A 15,735-nucleotide genomic window follows, 5' to 3' on the forward strand; every position below is an offset into this window, starting at 1 on the left:
AGAGAACGGGGGTGCTAATGCTGCTGCCACTTCCTGGGGGTTGGTTCGTTTGACGGGGGTGACGGGGCGCCACCGGCCCCCGTCCTCGCCGGGCTACACCATGGCCCGGTATGGGCACTCGCGTAAGGACGGAGCGCGGAAGCTCGCCGCCTCCGGAGCGGGCCGACTCGGCCTGTCATCCCTGGTCTGACCTGGGGAATCGCTCGGCTGTTGGTCACGTGGTTGGTCACGCCACAGCCCGGCAAAGCAAAAAACCCCACGTGAAGTGGGGTCTTGCTGGTGTCCGAGGGGGGACTTGAACCCCCACGCCCGATAAAGGGCACTAGCACCTCAAGCTAGCGCGTCTGCCATTCCGCCACCCGGACAAGGTGTCTGTCGTTCGCGGTGTGTTTCCCCGCGGCGACAAAGAAAACAATACCAGGGGTTCAGCGCGGCTCTCACCTGTATATCCGGTGGTCAGTGCGGTGCGGCGGGTCCTGGCGACACGGTCGCGCCGACTCGCCACCAGGCGTTCACCCGCTGTCGTGGCTCACGTACGCAGCGTGCGGCTTGCCGGTTGTCCGGCGATGTCCGCGGTCCTCGGGGCCCGTGGCGTTACCTTCGCGTGCATGAGTGATCGCGGCTATCGGCGGCCCCGTGCGCTGTCCCCCCTGCGCGAGCATCTGCGCGACACGTTCTGGTTCGCGCCGACCCTGGGGTGCGTGTGTGTCTTCGTGCTGTGGTGGATCACCTCCACGCTGGACACGGAGATCGTCGCGTACCTCCAGGACGAAGGGGCGTACGAGGAACTCGGCGACCTGATCTCGTTCGCCCAGGACGCGAAGACGATCGTCACCACGATCAGCTCGGCGATGATGACCTTCATCGGTGTCGTGTTCAGCATCTCGCTGGTGGCGGTGCAGATGGCGAGCGGGCAGCTCACGCCGCGGGTGGTGCGGATCTTCGTCAGGAGCCGGATCAGCAAGCTCACGCTGACGGTGTTCCTGGCGACGTTCCTGTTCTCCCTGCTGGTCCTGACCTCGTACGAGAGTGAGGCCGACCCGCGCCGGGTCACCTCCGTACCGCTGTTGCAGAGCATGCTGACGCTGGGGCTGGTCGGCCTGAGTCTGCTGCTGTTCATCGCCTATGTGAGCGCCACCCTGCGGCTCATGCAGGTGGGACCGGTCGTCGACCGCATCACACGTGAGTCGTTGAGGGTGCTCGGGCGGATGCCCGGTGGACCGCTGTCCGAGGAGCCGCTCGCGCCCGAGACCGGCCGGCTCATGCATACGGGGCGTGCGGGGGTCCTGCGGGACGTGAACGTGGCACGGCTCGTGCGCGCCGCGCGGCGGCAGGACGTCGTGTTGCGGCTGATCCCGCGGATCGGTGATTTCGTGGTGCCCGGGACGCCGGTCCTCGCCGTCCACGGCGGGACCGCCCCTCCCCGGCACGCGCTGACGTACACGGTGTCGGTCGGGGTCGAACGCGCGCTGCACCAGGACCTCGGCTTCGGGCTGCGTCAGCTCTCGGACATCGCGTTGCGGGCCCTGTCCTCCGCCGTGAACGACCCGACCACCGCCGTGCAGTGTCTGGACCGGATCGTGCAGTTCCTCGCGGCGGTGGTGCCGCTGCCGCTCGGCGCGGTGCACCACCGGGACGGGGCCGGCCGGGTGCGGCTCGTCCAGGATGTGCCCGGGTGGACGGATCTGGTGGATCTCGCGTTCGAGGAGATCCGCGGGTGCTCGGCGGGGACTCCGCAGGTCTCCCGGCGCCTGCTGGCCGGGATCGACGATCTGCTGCTGCTCGCTCCCGAGGATCGGCGAAGGCCCCTGCTCCGGCACCGTGCGCTGCTGGTGCAGGCGGTGGAGCGCACGGTGCCGGAGGCGGCGGAGCGGGAGTTCGCGCTGTCCCCCGACCACCAGGGGATCGGCTGAGCGGGGCCGTCAGTCCCCGCAGCGTCCCTCGCGCAGCGAGTGCAGGTGCTCGCTGGACTTGCGGGCGAAGGCCATGGAGTCGACCGGGTTGTCGTGCTCGGTCTGCCAGTGGTGGTAGGTGCGGCCGCGGTGGGTCCGGTGGGTGACCTTGGACAGGAACGTCTTGTAGTCGATGTCTCCGTCGCCGACGTCCGACATGCGGTAGCCGTCGCGGGTGGTGTCGTCGCGGATGCCGTCCTTGACATGGAACAGGGGGTAGCGGTCGGGGTGCTTGAGAACGTACTTCAGCGGGTCCAGGGGCGCCGGGGTGCCGTCCGCCCTCTTGGAGAAGCGGAACTGCGCGCAGTAGGCCCAGTAGATGTCCAGCTCCAGATAGACCAGGTCGGGATCGGTCTCGGCGAGCAGGACGTCGTAGAGGCGTACGTTCGGCCTGTCGGTCGCGAAGGAGAACTCCTCGGCGTGGTTGTGCTGGTAGAACTTCATGCCGCGCTTGCGGGCGGCGGCGCCGTAGGTGTTGAACTCCTCGGCGACACGCTTCCAGCCGTCGACCGTGGAGCCGTAGCGGAACGGTCCGGAGGGCGTGCCTATGTGCTTGAGGCCGAGGGCCTCGGCGTCGTCCAGGACCTTGGTGAGGTTCTGGGCGAAGGTGTACGCCCCCGGGTTGTTGTCGTCGGAGTGGCCGACGTGGCTGCCGATGGGGTTCAGCCCGTGGTCCCGGGCCAGCCTCTTCAGCTGGGCGAGGGTGAGGGCGCCGGCCGAGCCCTGGGTGTATCCGGCGAACTCGATCTCGTCGTAGCCGTACTCCTCCAGTTCGGCGAAGACGGCGGCGAAACCGAGGGTGGAGATCTTGTCGCGGAGGCTGTAGAGCTGGATGCCCAGGCGGCCGGGGGGCAGGACGGCGCGGCCCTTGCCGTGGCCCTCGTGCTGTTGGCCGTGGCCGTGCCCCTTGCCCTGGGCGCCGGCCCGGTCGCGGCTGTCGGCACTGGCGGTGGCGGCGCCGACGATGGAGGCCGCCGTGGCTCCGGCGGCGACGCCCAGAACGTTGCGTCGGCTGAGTCTGCGCGCGAGTTCGGAGTCCTTCGGGGTGCGGCTCATGATCACGTAACTCCCTTGATGAGACCTGATGGGTGAGCGGGTCCGGCAGGGCTGTCAGTGCAGTCCGGCAAGCTGGAGGAGCAGGGATTTCACTTCGGTGGCCCGGACCCGTCCGGGGAAGGCGTGGGGGGTGGAGCAGAGGATGAGCGGACCTTCGTCGTCGCTCGTGGGGAGGCGGCCGTGGCTGCCGCGAATAGGTGACGGGTCGAGAGGGACGACCGCCATGCGATAGCGCATGCCCAGCTTCTTGCGGGCGACCGCCGTGACGGCCTTGACCCGGACGTAGGGGTCCTGAGGGTCCATGAAGAGCTCGACGGGGTCGTAGCCGGGTTTGCGGTGGATCTCGACGAGCTGTGCGAAGTCGGGGGCACGGGCGTCGTCGAGCCAGTAGTAGTACGTGAACCAGGCGTCCTTCTCCGCCACGGCCACGAGTTCGCCGGAGCGCGGGTGGTCCAGGTGGTGGGCCTTCTTGCCCTCGTCGTCCAGGAGTTGCTCGATGCCGGGCAGGTCCGCGAGGGCTTCGCGGGTGGCTTCGAGGTCCTCGGGACGGCGTACGTAGATATGGGCGATCTGGTGGTCGGCGACGGCGAAGGCGCGGGAGGCCATCGGGTCGAGGTATTCCATGCCGTCCTGGGTGTGCACCTCCAGCAGGCCCGCCCGGCGCAGCGCCCGGTTGATGTCGACGGGCCGCTCGACGCGGGTGATCCCGTATTCGGAGAGCGCGACGACGGTACGGCCTTCGGCGCGGGCGTCGGCGAGCAGCGGGGCGACGGCCCGGTCGAGGTCGGTGGCCGCCCGGTGGGAACGGGGGTCGTCGGGGCCGTAGCGCTGAAGGTCGTAGTCGAGGTGGGGCAGGTAGCACAGGGCGAGGTCGGGGGTGCGGGTGGCGAGGATGTGCCGGGTGGCGTCGATGATCCACTGAGAGGAGACGAGGTCGGCTCCGGGGCCCCAGAAGTGGAAGAGGGGGAAGGTGCCGAGCTTGTCGGTGAGCTCGTCGTGCAGGGCCGGGGGCCGGGTGTAGCAGTCGGGCTCCTTGCGGCCGTCGGCGTAGTAGACGGGGCGCGGGGTCACGGTGTAGTCGGTGTCGGCGCCCATCGCGTACCACCAGCAGATGTTGGCGACGGTGTAGCCCGGGTGGGCGCGGCGGGCCGCGTCCCAGAGCCTGTCGCCCTCGACCAGTCCGTTGTGCTGGCGCCACAGCAGGACGTCACCGAGCTCGCGGAAGTACCAGCCGTTGGCGACGATGCCGTGCTCGGCGGGGGTGGTTCCGGTGAGGAAGGTGGACTGGGCGGCACAGGTGACGGCCGGCAGGACGGTGGAGAGCGGTGCCTGGGCGCCCGATTCGGCCATGGCCCTGAGGTTCGGCATGTGGGCGAGGAGCTGGGGGGTGAGGCCGACGACGTCCAGGACGAGGAGGGGGGTGGGGGCGCTGTCCTTCGCGGGAGTGCTCATGGGAGCTCCTTGAGGCCGAGGTCGACCAGGAGGTCGCGGGCGAGGGTGAGTTCGGCGGCGATGCCGTCGGCCAGCTGGGTGCGGTTGCGGGGCCGCAGCTCGGCCGGGAGGGCCTGCCAGGTGTACGTCTCGACCTCCAGGTGCCGGGTCAGGGGCAGCGCTCCGCCGACGAGCCGGGCGAGCGTGTCGCGGAGCACGGGGAGGGTGGAGGTGAGCGGGGGCGCCGGTGGGGCGTGCAGCGGTACGTGGAAGTGGGAGCGCCACGGGCTGCTGTCCGGTAACGCCCGGCCGGCCAGTGCCTCGTCGAGGTCGTCGGTTCCGAGCAGCCCGGCGGCGGTGCGGGTGCGGGTCTGGTGCAGGAAGCGGGGCTCGGCGAAGGCGGCGAGCGCGGTGCGCACCTCGGGCAGATGGGGGTGTTCGGCGTGCAGGGCGGCGGAGAGCTGGGACTTGACGACGAGCACCCCGGCGGCGGCCAGGGCGTCCAGCGCGGTGCCGGGGTCCTCGAAGGAGGTGGCGAGGTGGCAGGTGTCGACGCAGATACCGATGCGGTCGTGCCCCACCTCGGTGAGCGGGGTGATGGCGTCGGCGGTGGTCTCCACGGTGCAGCCGGGTTCCGGTTCGAGGCCGATCCGGATCGACTTGCCGGTCAGCTCGGCGAGGGCGTCGAGGCGCTGGGCCAGGGTGATGAGGGCCTTGCGCGCGGTGCGGGCGGCTTCGGTGTCCCCGGTGTACGGGGTGCGCCAGGCGATCGGCAGGGTGGAGATGGTGCCTTCGCCGACGTCGTCGGGCAGCAGGGCGGCGAGGAGGCGGGCGAGGTCGGTGGTGTGGGAGAGCCGTTCGGGGTCGGTCCAGTCCGGTTTGTAGACGCGGTACTTGACCTCCTCGGCGCCGAAGCCCTCGTACGGGAAGCCGTTGAGGGTGACCACTTCGAGACCGCGGCGGTCCAGCTCGGCGCGGAGCGAACGCAGCTCGGCGGGGTCGTTGATCAGGGCGTGCGCGGCGTCCTTGGCGAGCCAGAGGCCGATGCCCAGGCGGTCGCGGCCGAGGCGTTTGCGTACCGGTTCGCTGTGGTCGCGCAGCTGGGCGCGGACTCCGTCGAGGGTCTCGGCGGGATGCACGTTGGTGCAGTAGGAGAGGTGGACCGTGGAGCCGTCGGGGTGGCGGAAGCGCATCGGCTCACTCCCCGCCGCGCAGGATGGAGTTGCCTTCGTGGAGCGGGTCGGGGTCGGCGATGTCGAGCTGGAGCCGGCCGCTCTGCCCGTAGAAGGCGACGGGGTTGCGCCAGAGCACCTGGTCGACGTCGTCCTCGGTGAATCCGGCCTTCAGCATGGCGTCGGCGACCTTGCGGGTCTTCAGCGGGTCGCTCCTGCCCCAGTCGGCGGCGGAGTTGACGAGCATCTTCTCGGTGCCGTGGTTCTTGAGGATCGTGACCATCCGGTCCTCGTCCATCTTGGTGTCCGGGTAGATGGAGAAGCCGGCCCAGCAGCCGCTGTCAGTGGCGGCCTTTACGGTTGTCTCATTGAGGTGATCGAGCAGCACATGCTCCGGGGGGAGGTGCGATTCACGGATGACGTCGATGGTGCGGTGCAGACCGGCGAGCTTGTCGCGGTGCGGGGTGTGGACGAGGGCGGGCAGCCCGTGGTCGGCGGCGAGCTGGAGCTGGGCGGCGAGGGCGATGTCCTCGGCGGGGGTCATGGAGTCGTAGCCGATCTCACCGACGGCGACGACGGAGTCCTTGACGAGATAGCGGGGCAGCGCGTCGAGGACGGGGGTGCAGCGGGGGTCGTTCGCCTCTTTGGGGTTGAGGGCGAGCGTGCAGTGGTGGGCGATGCCGTACTGGGAGGCGCGGAAGGGTTCCCAGCCGAGCAGGGCGTCGAAGTAGTCGAAGAAGCTGGCGGGCGAGGTGCGGGGCTGGCCGAGCCAGAAGGAGGGTTCGACGAGCGCCCGGACCCCGGCGTCGTACATCGCCTGGTAGTCGTCGGTGGTACGGGAGGTCATGTGGATGTGGGGGTCGAAGATGCGCATCAGGACTCCTCCGTGGGGGCGGCGGGTGCGGGGGCCGGGGCAGCGGCTCCGGTGGCTTCCGTGAGGGCGAGGACGGTGCGCAGATCGGCGGGGACGGCGCGGCCGGCGGCGGTGCGCTCGGCGGCGAAGTCCCCTAGCATGCGGGCGAGTTCGGCATCACCATGAGCACGGCGAGCGAGCTCGGCGACGGCTTCGACGGGGACCTCGGTGAACAGGCACTTGAGGACGGCGTGCCGCCATCCGTGCGCGTCGAGATGGGTGGCCGCGTAGGGTCCGACGGCCGCGGCGACCAGCCGGGTGTCGTTGGTGCGCAGGGCGTCCTCGACGAGCGGGAGTGCCGAGGCGCCGAGAGCCAGCCGGTGCAGGGTGAGCAGGACAGCGCGGCGTTCGGCGGCGGTGCCCTGTTCGTAGAGCCGGGTCACGGAGGGCAGCGCGGCACGGGCCTCGACAAGGAGGAGGCAGCGTACGGAGTCGGCGTGTTCGAGTCCGCAGCGCCGGCCCGCGGCGGCGTATCGCAGCTCCCACGGCGGCGCGGCATACGGGCTGTCCGTCACGGGGCCGGACCGGGTGCGGGCGGCGTCGTGCGCGGCCTCGGCGAGCGCTTCGTCGAGCCAGGCCCTGGCGGCTCCGCCGAGCTCGCCGTCGAGTTCCTCGCGGGACTTCAGCACGGGATGGCTCCCTTCGTCGTGGCCTCGCGCAGGAACTCGATCGACCGGCGGGCGAGTTCGGGGCCCGCGTGGGAGTGGCGGGGCAGTTCTACGACGGTGAGGCCCTGGTAGTCCGACTCGGCGAGTGCGGCGAGCACCGGCGGGAAGTCGATCTCGCCGTCGCCGAACGGGAGGTGTTCATGGAGACCGCGCCGCATGTCCTCGATCTGGACATGGCGGAGCCAGGGCGCGGACTCCCGGACGCAGTCCACGGGCGAGGCGGTCTCCAGGCACTGGCAGTGGCCGATGTCGAGGGTGAGCCCGAGGGGGGCGGGGTCCCCGAGGAGTGCGCGCAGGTGGTGGAAGTCGGCGAGCGTGGCGAGCAGATGACCGGGTTCGGGCTCGATGGCGAGGGGGATGCCCGCGCGGTCGGCGGCGTCGAGCACTGGGGTGAGCGCGTCGGCCAGCCGCTTCCAGGCGGTGTCCGACGCGGCGTCCGGTATCGATTCCCGTGTGATGTCCGGTGCCGAATCCTGCACGGTGTCCGCCGTCGCGCCCGCAGAGACGCCCGCGGAGAGGTCCGGTGGGGTGATTCCGCTGAAGCAGTGCACGGCGTGGGCGCCGAGGTCGGCGGCCACGTCGACGGCCCGGACGAGCAGCCGGGTACGGGCGGCGCGGGCCTCCGGGTCCGGGTCGAGGAGGGAGGGGCCGTGCTTGCGACGGGGGTCGAGGACGTAGCGGGCGCCGGTCTCCACGGTGACGCCAAGCCCCAGGGCGTCGAGCCTGCGGCGCACCCGGCGGGTGCGCTCGGCGAGGTCCGGGGCGAGGGGGTCGAGGTGCATGTGGTCGAGGGTCAGGCCGACCCCCTCGTACCCGAGGTCGGCGAGGAGCCCGAGGGCGTCGTCGAGGCGGAGGTCGGTGAGCCCGTTGGTGCCGTAGCCGAGGTGGAGGGTCATGTGGGGCTCACCTTCCGTGCGAGTTTCCGGGCGAGGGGGACGAGGCTCATGACGACGAGCCCGGCACCGGGTGCCCCCGCTCGGGCGGCCAGCGCGGCCTGGAGCGGGATCATGGCCCGGATGCCGCCGCCCACCGCGCGCTGGGTGAGGGCCGGGGACGGGTTGAGGGCGGCGTGCAGGAGGGGTGGCGCGGCGGTACGGAGGTAGGCGGCGGCGAGCGCGGTGAGCAGGAGCCGGTCCGGTGTCGAAGCGAACGTGGCGGCCCGGAGCGCGGTGGTGCGCAATGGCCCGCCGAGGTGTTCCCCCGCGCCGGCGCCTCCCTGGACCGGGGGCGGTCCCCCGCTCCCGCGGCGCCCGCCCGCCACGGCGATGCCGAACGCCGCGGTGGCGCCGAGCGCGGCGAGCGGCGCCACGGTGGACCCGCCCTGCGCCTCCTGCCGCGAGACCGCGGTGATGGCGTAGGTGTGCGCCCCGAGCAGGGCGGCGGCGGGAACCGCGGCACGGGCGGCGGCGAGGGGGCGCGGTGCGACGGCGCCCACGATGGTGCGAGCGCCCGCATGGACCGGCGGCCCGATGGTGCGCAGCGGGGCGGTGGCGGCAGCCGAGGTCCGTCCCGGGAGCGCGGTGGGAACGGCGACGGCTGCCGTCGGGGCGGGGGCGGCTGCCGGACGGGCGGGCCCGGTAGGCCGCGCCGGGCCCGCAACGCTTTCGGGTACCCCTGCCGTCGCCGTCGCGCCCAGCAGCAGGTCGAGTCCGCGCGCCGCGGCCATCGCCGCGGGGCCCGCCTTCGTGTGCTTGAGGTGCAGGTCGTACGCCCAGACCGTGGCCGCGAGGCCCGAGGCCGCCAGCAGCGCGGGGCGGCCCGCGCGGGCCGCCAGGGCCAGACCCGCGATCGTCAGCGCTCCGGCCGCACCCAGCGCGGCGGCCGGTGCGATCCGGCCCGAGGGAATCGGGCGGTGCGGTCGGTCGACGGCGTCCTCCTCCCGGTCCGCCCAGTCGTTGAGGGCCATCCCCGCCTCGTACAGGCAGAGCGAGGCGCCCACGGCGAGCGCGGTGCGCCGGTTGGGGCGCAGTCCGGCCGCCGCCGCTCCGGCGAGCGCGTCGCCGGGCACCGTGAACAGCGCGGACACCCGCAGGAGTTCCGCCCACGCACGGGCCCGGCCACCTCGCGGCATCGTGCGCCTGTCCGGTGCGGGCGCAGTCCCGCCCGCACCGGACAGGCTGTCGGTGGGCACCGCGGCAGCGGCCGGACCCGACGGCGCGGAGGTCGTGGCAGCCGGACCCGAAGGTGCGGAAACCCCGGCCGCCGGGCCCAAAGGCGCAAAAGCCACGCTCGGCCGCGTCCCGGTCACGGTGCTCAGCAGGGCCGGCAGGCGCCACCTCACTGCTGCACCCGCAGCCGCTCGGCGAAGGCCACCAGAGCCGCGTACTGCTCGGACAGTGCGGCCGAGGCACCGCCGTCCGGGTCCTTGAAGTAGAAGCCCAGCTCCGGCAGGGGGCCCGTCAGACCGGCTTCGTGGGCGCGGGCCAGCAGCCGGGCCAGGTCCAGGACCAGGGGGGCCGCCAGCGCGGAGTCGCATCCCTGCCAGATCGTCTGGAGGATCATCCGGGAGCCGAGGAAGCCGTCGAAGGCGATGTGGTCCCAGGCCGTCTTCCAGTCCCCCATCGCGGGGACGTCGTCGATGTGGACCTCGCCCTCGGGGGCGGTGCCGAAGGTGTCGGCCAGGACGCGTTCCTTGCCCGCGTTCTTGGCCGCCGCCGCGGCCGGGTCGGCCAGCGCCGCGCCGTCCCCGCCGCCGAGCAGGTTCGTGCCGGACCAGGCCCGTACGGGCAGGGCGCGTTGCAGGAACATCGGGGCGAGCACGGAACGCAGCAGTGTCTGGCCCGTCTTGCCGTCGCGGCCGGCGTGGGGAAGCTCGCAGGTGGCGACGGCGTCCTGAAGGGCCGGGCTGCGCAGGCCCGTGGAGGGGGTGAAGTTGACGTAGGGACAGCCGGCCCGGAGCGCGGCGGCCGCGTAGAGGGAGCTGGCGGGCAGCCGCGGGTCGTCCGGGCCGGGGGCGGGTTCGGTCGAGGAGACGTTGATGACGACGGTGCGCGCCAGTTCGTTGCGGCGGGCGAAGTCGGTGAGGTCGGCGGTGAACGCCGTGATGAGTTCCTCGTCGGTGCGGGTGTCGCCGGGGAGCGGTCCGCCGATCCGTATCTCCGCGTCGGCCGTGGTGAGTTCGGCGCGTACGGCGGAGGGCAGGCCGTGCGGGAGGACCTCTCCGGCGGCCAGCGCCTCGGCCCGTTTGGGCAGCGGGCAGTCGATGGTGTCGTGACCGCCGAAGACCAGGGAGGCCAGGGGTGGCAGTCCGACATCGGCGAAGGGGGGTGTCTCGGTGACCATGCCGGTCGCCGGGTGGAGCCCCGCCGCGATGGCGGCGCAGCCGGTGGTGGCGGTGGTGGCGACGGAGCCGCGTGCTCCGATGAACCAGACTCCGGTACGAACGGCATGTGCGGTCACGGGGCTGCCTCCCTGGGGGGATGAAGAGGGGTGGAGGACGACGGGCGGGGGAAGGTGTGTGAGCCTCCCCCGCCCGTCGTCGGCAGAGGTGGCCGCCCTACGTCGAGGGCAGCTCCTTGAGCTGGATGTTGCGGAAGGACACCTGGTCGTCGGCTCCGTGGTTCTGGAGGCCGATGTAGCCGTCCTTCAGGCTGCGGGCCGGATCGGTGTTGGTGAAGTCGTTGATCTTGACTCCGTTGAGGAAGATCTGGAGCCGCTCGCCCTGGACCCGGATCTCGTAGCTGTTCCACTGGCCGGGCGGCCGCAGAACCTGGTCACGGGCCTTGATGTTGGCCGACTTGAAGGTGTAGACGGCGCCCGTGGTGCGGTCGACGGCGTCCGTGGCGTCGATCTGGATCTCGTAGCCCTTGTTCACCGCGGACCACGGGTCGTCCGACTCCGGGAAGCCGACGAAGACGCCGGAGTTGTCGTCGCCCGCCATCTTCCAGTCGAGCTTCAGGGAGTACGACTTCAGCTCCTTGGCCTGGTAGGTGAGCAGGCCCATGCCGCCTTCGGAGCGCAGTTCACCGCCGGTGACGTTGAACTTTCCGGGGCCCGCCTGCTTCCAGCCTTCGAGCGTCTTGCCGTTGAAGATGGTGCGGTAGCCGGTGTCGGGCTTGCAGTCGGCCTTGACCTGACCGGCGGCGTAGCGCATGCCGCCCAGCAGGTGCTGGCGGAAGGCCGGTTCGGTGTAGGACTCCTTGGTGTGGCCGAGTCCGGTGTAGAAGGAGCGGCCGCCCTGGTAGGTCTGGCACCAGGAGATCGGGTGATCGCCCTTCATCGTGCCGCCGGTGTAGGTGGTCTCGTCCAGGGTGGCGAGGACGTTGGCCTTGTCCCGCGGGTTGGTGCGGTAGTTGTACCACTCGTCGGTGCGGTCCCAGGCCTCGTCCAGATGGGCGGTGGCCGGGTGGTCGCGGTCCTCGACGCGGACGGTGGCGGGCTGGATCTGCGGGTGCGAGGAGAAGTAGGCGCCGACCAGGCCGCCGTAGAACTCCCAGTCGTACTCGGTGTCGGCGGCGGCGTGGACGCCCATGTAGCCGCCTCCGCCCGCGACGTAGTTCTCGAACGCCTTCTGCTGTTCGGCGTTGAGGACGTCACCGGTGGTGGAGAGGAAGACGACGGCGTCGTAGCGCGCCAGGTTGCTGGTGGTGAACTGACCGGCCGCCTCGGTGGAGTCGACGGTGATGTTGGTGTCCTTGCCCAGTTCCTTCAGGGCGGTGACGCCGGCCGGGATCGAGTCGTGGCGGAAGCCGCCGGTCTTGGAGAAGACCAGGATGCGCTTGGCGGTCCTGTCCACGGGGCTGTTGGAGAGTTCGAAGTCGTCGACGTCGTAGAGCGCGCCGTCGCCGCCCTTGAAGACCAGGAAGAGTTCCGTGGCCTTCTTGGGTGCCCCGCGCAGGGGTACGTCGATGTCCTGGAAGGTGTCCCAGCTGCCGGTCACCGGTACGGGCGCGGAGCCGAGGATCTTGCCGGTGGCCGATCCGGCGCGTACCTCCAGGAAGCCGCCCGCGCCGTCGGAGGACACCCGGGCCGTGAGCTTGGTGGTTCCGGCGAGGATGTACGGCTTGAAGGAGATCCAGTCGTCGTTGTTGATGTCGCCGACCGTCTTGCCGCCGCGGGCGCTCGCCTTGTCGTAGATCTTGACGCCCGACGAGTCGCCGAAGTGCTCGGCCTGGCGGTGCTTGGGCTGGAGCTGTGCCTGGTCGCGGCCGCTCAGCGCGGCCTGGCCGCCGCCCCCGCCGTCGGTGTAGGAGGCCGAGATGCCGCCGTAGATGTTGGCGTTGGGGTCGTGCCCGCCCTCCATCGCCGTCTTGATGGTGCCTTCGCAGCCGTGCTCGGTGGTGATGTCATGGCCGTGGCTGTCGTGGCCGAGCGTGAACTTGACCTCGACCTTGGTGCAGTCGATGGCCCCGTCCTCGGGGTCGCTGACGTCGACCTTGAACGGCACCGCGTCACCGAACTCGAACTGCTGGCCGTCCGAGGGGAAGACGAGGTCCACGCTCGGTGCGGTGTTGCCGACGGTCACATGCACGCTGGCCGAACCGGTGCGGCCCGTGGGGTCCTTCGCGGTGAGGGTCGCCGTGTACGTACCGTTCTTCTTGTACGTGTACGAGGGGTTGGCGGCCGTCGACTTTCCGCCGTCGCCGAAGTCCCAGGCGTACGTGAGCGCGTCGCCGTCACCGTCGGCGGTGCCCGCCGAGGAGAACTTCGCCTTCAGCGGGGCGGTGCCCGAGGTCTTGTTCACCGCTGCCTCGGCGACGGGTGAGCGCCCGCCGGTGGCGTTCTCGATGCGGTAGAGCGCGGAGTTCTCGTCGCCGCCGAACCAGGCGAGGCCGTAGTCGAGGACGTACAGTGCGCCGTCCGGACCGAAGGCCATGTCCATGATCTGCGTGCCGGTCCACGGGACGTCGTTGATGGACTGGACGGTGCCTTCCCCGTCCTGCTCGATGCGCTTGATCCACTTCCGGCCGAACTCTCCGGCGAAGAAGTCACCGTCGTACGCCTCGGGGAACTTCACCGGGGAGTCGAGGGCCGCGTCGTAGCGGTAGACGGGGCCGCCCATCGGGGACTCGGAACCGGAGCCGAACTCGGGCAGGGAGCCGCCGTCGTACGGAATCCAGGCGGGCTGGGCCGGGGGCAGGTCGACGAGCCCGGTGTTGTGCGCCGACTCGTTCTTCGGGGCGGCGCAGTCGAACGCCGCGCCCGAGGTCTTCGTCCCGAAGTCGTAGTCGATGTAGGGCTTGTTGTCACCCACGCAGAAGGGCCAGCCGAAGTTCCCGGCCTTCGTCACCCGGGCGAACTCGACCTGTCCGGACGGTCCGCGCTTGGGATCGGCGGCACCCGCGTCGGGGCCGTAGTCGCCGACGTACACGATGCCGGTGGGCTTGTCGACGGTGAAGCGGAACGGGTTGCGGAAGCCCATCGCGTAGATCTCGGGGCGGGTCTTCGCGGTGCCCGGCGCGAACAGGTTGCCGTCGGGAACGGTGTACGTCCCGTCGTCGGCGACCTTGATGCGCAGGATCTTGCCGCGCAGGTCGTTGGTGTTCCCGGAGGTGCGTCGGGCGTCGAACGCCGGGTTGCGGTCGGCCCGGTCGTCGATCGGCGTGAAGCCGTCGGAGGCGAAGGGGTTGGAGTCGTCACCCGTCGACAGATACAGGTTGCCCTGCGCGTCGAAGTCCATGTCGCCGCCGACGTGGCAGCACATGCCGCGCGAGGTGGGGACGTCGAGGACCTTCTTCTCACTGGCGTTGTCGAGGGTGCCGTCCGCCTTGAGGACGAACCGGGAGAGCCGGTTCACGCCGTCGAACTTGGCGAAGTCCGCGGCCGTCCCGTTCTCCGGGGCGTCGCCGGCGGGGGTGCTGAGCGGGGGCGCGTAGAAGAGGTAGATCGCCCGGTTCTCGGCGAAGTCCGGGTCGACGCCGACTCCCTGGAGCCCTTCCTCGTCGTGCGAGTACACGGGGAGGGTGCCGGATATCCGGGTGTTGCCCGCACTGTCGGTGATCCGCAGCTCGCCGCTGCGCGAGGTGTGCAGCACACTGCGGTCCGGGAGGACGGCCAGCGACATGGGCTCGCCGGTCTCGGCGGCCCCCTTGGCGAGGGTGACCTGCTGGAAGTCCTCCGCCGCGGCGGCCTGCGCGGCCGGATCGGCGACGGCTCCCGGCGCGGAGCTCAGGGTGAGCGTCGCGGCGGCGAGGAGTCCGCCGGTGAACAGCGCGAGGGTTTTGTGTACGCGGAGCCGCTTTCTGGTTCTGTGCACGAATGTCCTCCGGAGAGTGCCGGTTGTACGGGCGGGTGGTGCCTTGCCGTGCCGCGCGGGGACTGCCGCGCGCTCGTCATCCGGAACCTGGCGGGGCCCCGGTGACGCGAGTCATGTGGTGTACACGTTGGGGACGGTAGACCTGTTCTTCCCGGACGGAAAGCCCTTGTGCAGGAGTGAAGTCGGCCTTCCTCCCGCGACAGGACAAAGCGCCGTCCGGGCAGCCCTGACCGACCCGGCGGCGGGTGTGCCGCCGGGTTGCACGGGCGGGGTTCCCCGAGCGCTCCGCCTCATGGCCTGCTGGTTCTCGGCGGGGTGGAGCGCTCGGGGACGGGTCAGCCGTTGCCGCCGAACGCCGCGTCGAAGGAGGCCGACGGCGGGTCGAAGTCGAACCGCTTCAGCGAGGCAAGCGCTTCCGGCGCACCGGTCAGCCGGTCCATGCCGGCGTCCTCCCACTCGACGGAGACGGGCCCGTCGTAGCCGATGGACCGGAGCATCCGGAAGACGTCCTCCCACGGCACGTCGCCGTGCCCGGCCGAGACGAAGTCCCAGCCGCGCCGGGGATCGCCCCACGGCAGGTGCGAGCCGAGCCGCCCGTTGCGTCCGTCGAGGCGCTTGCGGGCCTCCTTGCAGTCCACGTGGTAGATCCGGTCCCGGAAGTCGTACAGGAATCCGACCGGGTCGAGGTCCTGCCAGACGAAGTGGCTCGGGTCGAAGTTCAGCCCGAACGCCGGGCGGTGGCCAACGGCCTCCAGGGCGCGGTGCGTGGTCCAGTAGTCGTACGCGATCTCGCTGGGGTGCACCTCATGGGCGAAGCGCACCCCCTCCGCGTCGAAGACGTCGAGGATCGGGTTCCAGCGCTCCGCGAAGTCCTCGTAGCCCCGCTCGATCATGTGCGGCGGGACCGGCGGGAACATGGCGACCAGGTGCCAGATCGAGGAGCCGGTGAAGCCGATGACCGTCCGCACCCCGAACGCCGCCGCCGCTCGCGCGGTGTCCTTGATCTCCTCGGCGGCCCGTCGGCGTACGCCTTCGGGTTCGCCGTCGCCCCAGACGCGGGCGGGCAGGATCGCCTGGTGCCGTTCGTCGATCGGGTTGTCGCAGACCGCCTGCCCGACCAGATGGTTGGAGATGGCGAAGCAGGTGAGCCCGTACTTGTCGAGCAGCTGCCGCCGCCCGTCCAGGTAGCCGGGCTCGGACAGGGCCCTGTCGACCTCGAAGTGGTCGCCCCAGCAGGCGAGTTCGAGTCCGTCGTAACCGAAGTCACGGGCGTGCCGGCAGACCTCCTCCAACGGAAGGTCTGCCCACTGGCCGGTGAAGAGAGTGAAGGGGCGGGGCATGGGGCGCG

The 15,735-nt window shown here is 71.1% G+C and carries 11 protein-coding genes and 1 tRNA gene; 1 reads left to right on the top strand and 11 read right to left on the bottom strand.

Annotated features, from left to right (window positions below):
- Window positions 1–277: 277 nt before the first annotated feature.
- Window positions 278–365 (bottom strand) — tRNA-Leu (locus OG413_RS33715).
- 243 nt (window positions 366–608) lie between these two features.
- Here OG413_RS33715 and OG413_RS33720 point away from each other — a divergent pair.
- Window positions 609–1,913, top strand: coding sequence for a DUF2254 domain-containing protein (locus tag OG413_RS33720; protein WP_266812206.1), 1,305 nt, complete (start codon window positions 609–611; stop codon window positions 1,911–1,913).
- A 9-nt stretch (window positions 1,914–1,922) separates the two neighbouring features.
- On the opposite strand, the gene OG413_RS33725 is transcribed toward OG413_RS33720, so the two are convergent.
- The 10 genes from OG413_RS33725 to OG413_RS33770 all read right to left on the bottom strand — a co-directional run bounded on the left by OG413_RS33725 (window position 1,923) and on the right by OG413_RS33770 (window position 15,727).
- Entirely contained in the window at window positions 1,923–3,008 is a 1,086-nt protein-coding gene (locus OG413_RS33725; protein WP_266812207.1) for a sugar phosphate isomerase/epimerase, read from the bottom strand.
- A gap of 54 nt (window positions 3,009–3,062) precedes the next feature.
- On the bottom strand, window positions 3,063–4,460 hold the full coding sequence (locus OG413_RS33730; RefSeq protein WP_266812208.1) for a nucleotide pyrophosphatase/phosphodiesterase family protein: 1,398 nt from the start codon (window positions 4,458–4,460) through the stop codon (window positions 3,063–3,065).
- Entirely contained in the window at window positions 4,457–5,632 is a 1,176-nt protein-coding gene (gene eboE / locus OG413_RS33735; RefSeq protein ID WP_266812209.1) for a metabolite traffic protein EboE, read from the bottom strand. The genes OG413_RS33730 and eboE overlap by 4 nt, the downstream gene beginning before the upstream one ends.
- A 4-nt stretch (window positions 5,633–5,636) precedes the next feature.
- Window positions 5,637–6,485, bottom strand: a complete 849-nt coding sequence (locus tag OG413_RS33740; protein ID WP_266812210.1) for a TatD family hydrolase — start codon at window positions 6,483–6,485, stop codon at window positions 5,637–5,639.
- Window positions 6,485–7,153, bottom strand: coding sequence for an EboA domain-containing protein (locus tag OG413_RS33745; RefSeq protein ID WP_266812211.1), 669 nt, complete (start codon window positions 7,151–7,153; stop codon window positions 6,485–6,487). The genes OG413_RS33740 and OG413_RS33745 overlap by 1 nt, the downstream gene beginning before the upstream one ends.
- Window positions 7,147–8,088 carry a sugar phosphate isomerase/epimerase gene (locus OG413_RS33750; protein WP_266812213.1) on the bottom strand — a complete coding sequence of 314 codons (942 nt, stop codon included), beginning with the start codon at window positions 8,086–8,088 and terminating at the stop codon, window positions 7,147–7,149. Before OG413_RS33750 ends, OG413_RS33745 begins: the two co-directional genes overlap by 7 nt.
- A complete protein-coding gene (locus OG413_RS33755) occupies window positions 8,085–9,263 on the bottom strand; it encodes a UbiA family prenyltransferase (protein WP_266813244.1) in 1,179 nt (392 codons plus the stop codon). Before OG413_RS33755 ends, OG413_RS33750 begins: the two co-directional genes overlap by 4 nt.
- 206 nt (window positions 9,264–9,469) lie before the next feature.
- Window positions 9,470–10,591 (bottom strand): inositol-3-phosphate synthase, encoded by a 1,122-nt coding sequence (locus tag OG413_RS33760; protein ID WP_266812215.1) that lies wholly within the window; start codon window positions 10,589–10,591, stop codon window positions 9,470–9,472.
- 97 nt (window positions 10,592–10,688) lie between these two features.
- Window positions 10,689–14,387 (bottom strand): ThuA domain-containing protein, encoded by a 3,699-nt coding sequence (locus tag OG413_RS33765; protein WP_266812217.1) that lies wholly within the window; start codon window positions 14,385–14,387, stop codon window positions 10,689–10,691.
- Between the two features lie 335 nt (window positions 14,388–14,722).
- Window positions 14,723–15,727 (bottom strand): sugar phosphate isomerase/epimerase, encoded by a 1,005-nt coding sequence (locus OG413_RS33770; RefSeq protein ID WP_266812219.1) that lies wholly within the window; start codon window positions 15,725–15,727, stop codon window positions 14,723–14,725.
- Window positions 15,728–15,735 lie beyond the last annotated feature (8 nt).

This window comes from Streptomyces sp. NBC_01433 (assembly GCF_026340105.1).
Classification (GTDB): domain Bacteria; phylum Actinomycetota; class Actinomycetes; order Streptomycetales; family Streptomycetaceae; genus Streptomyces.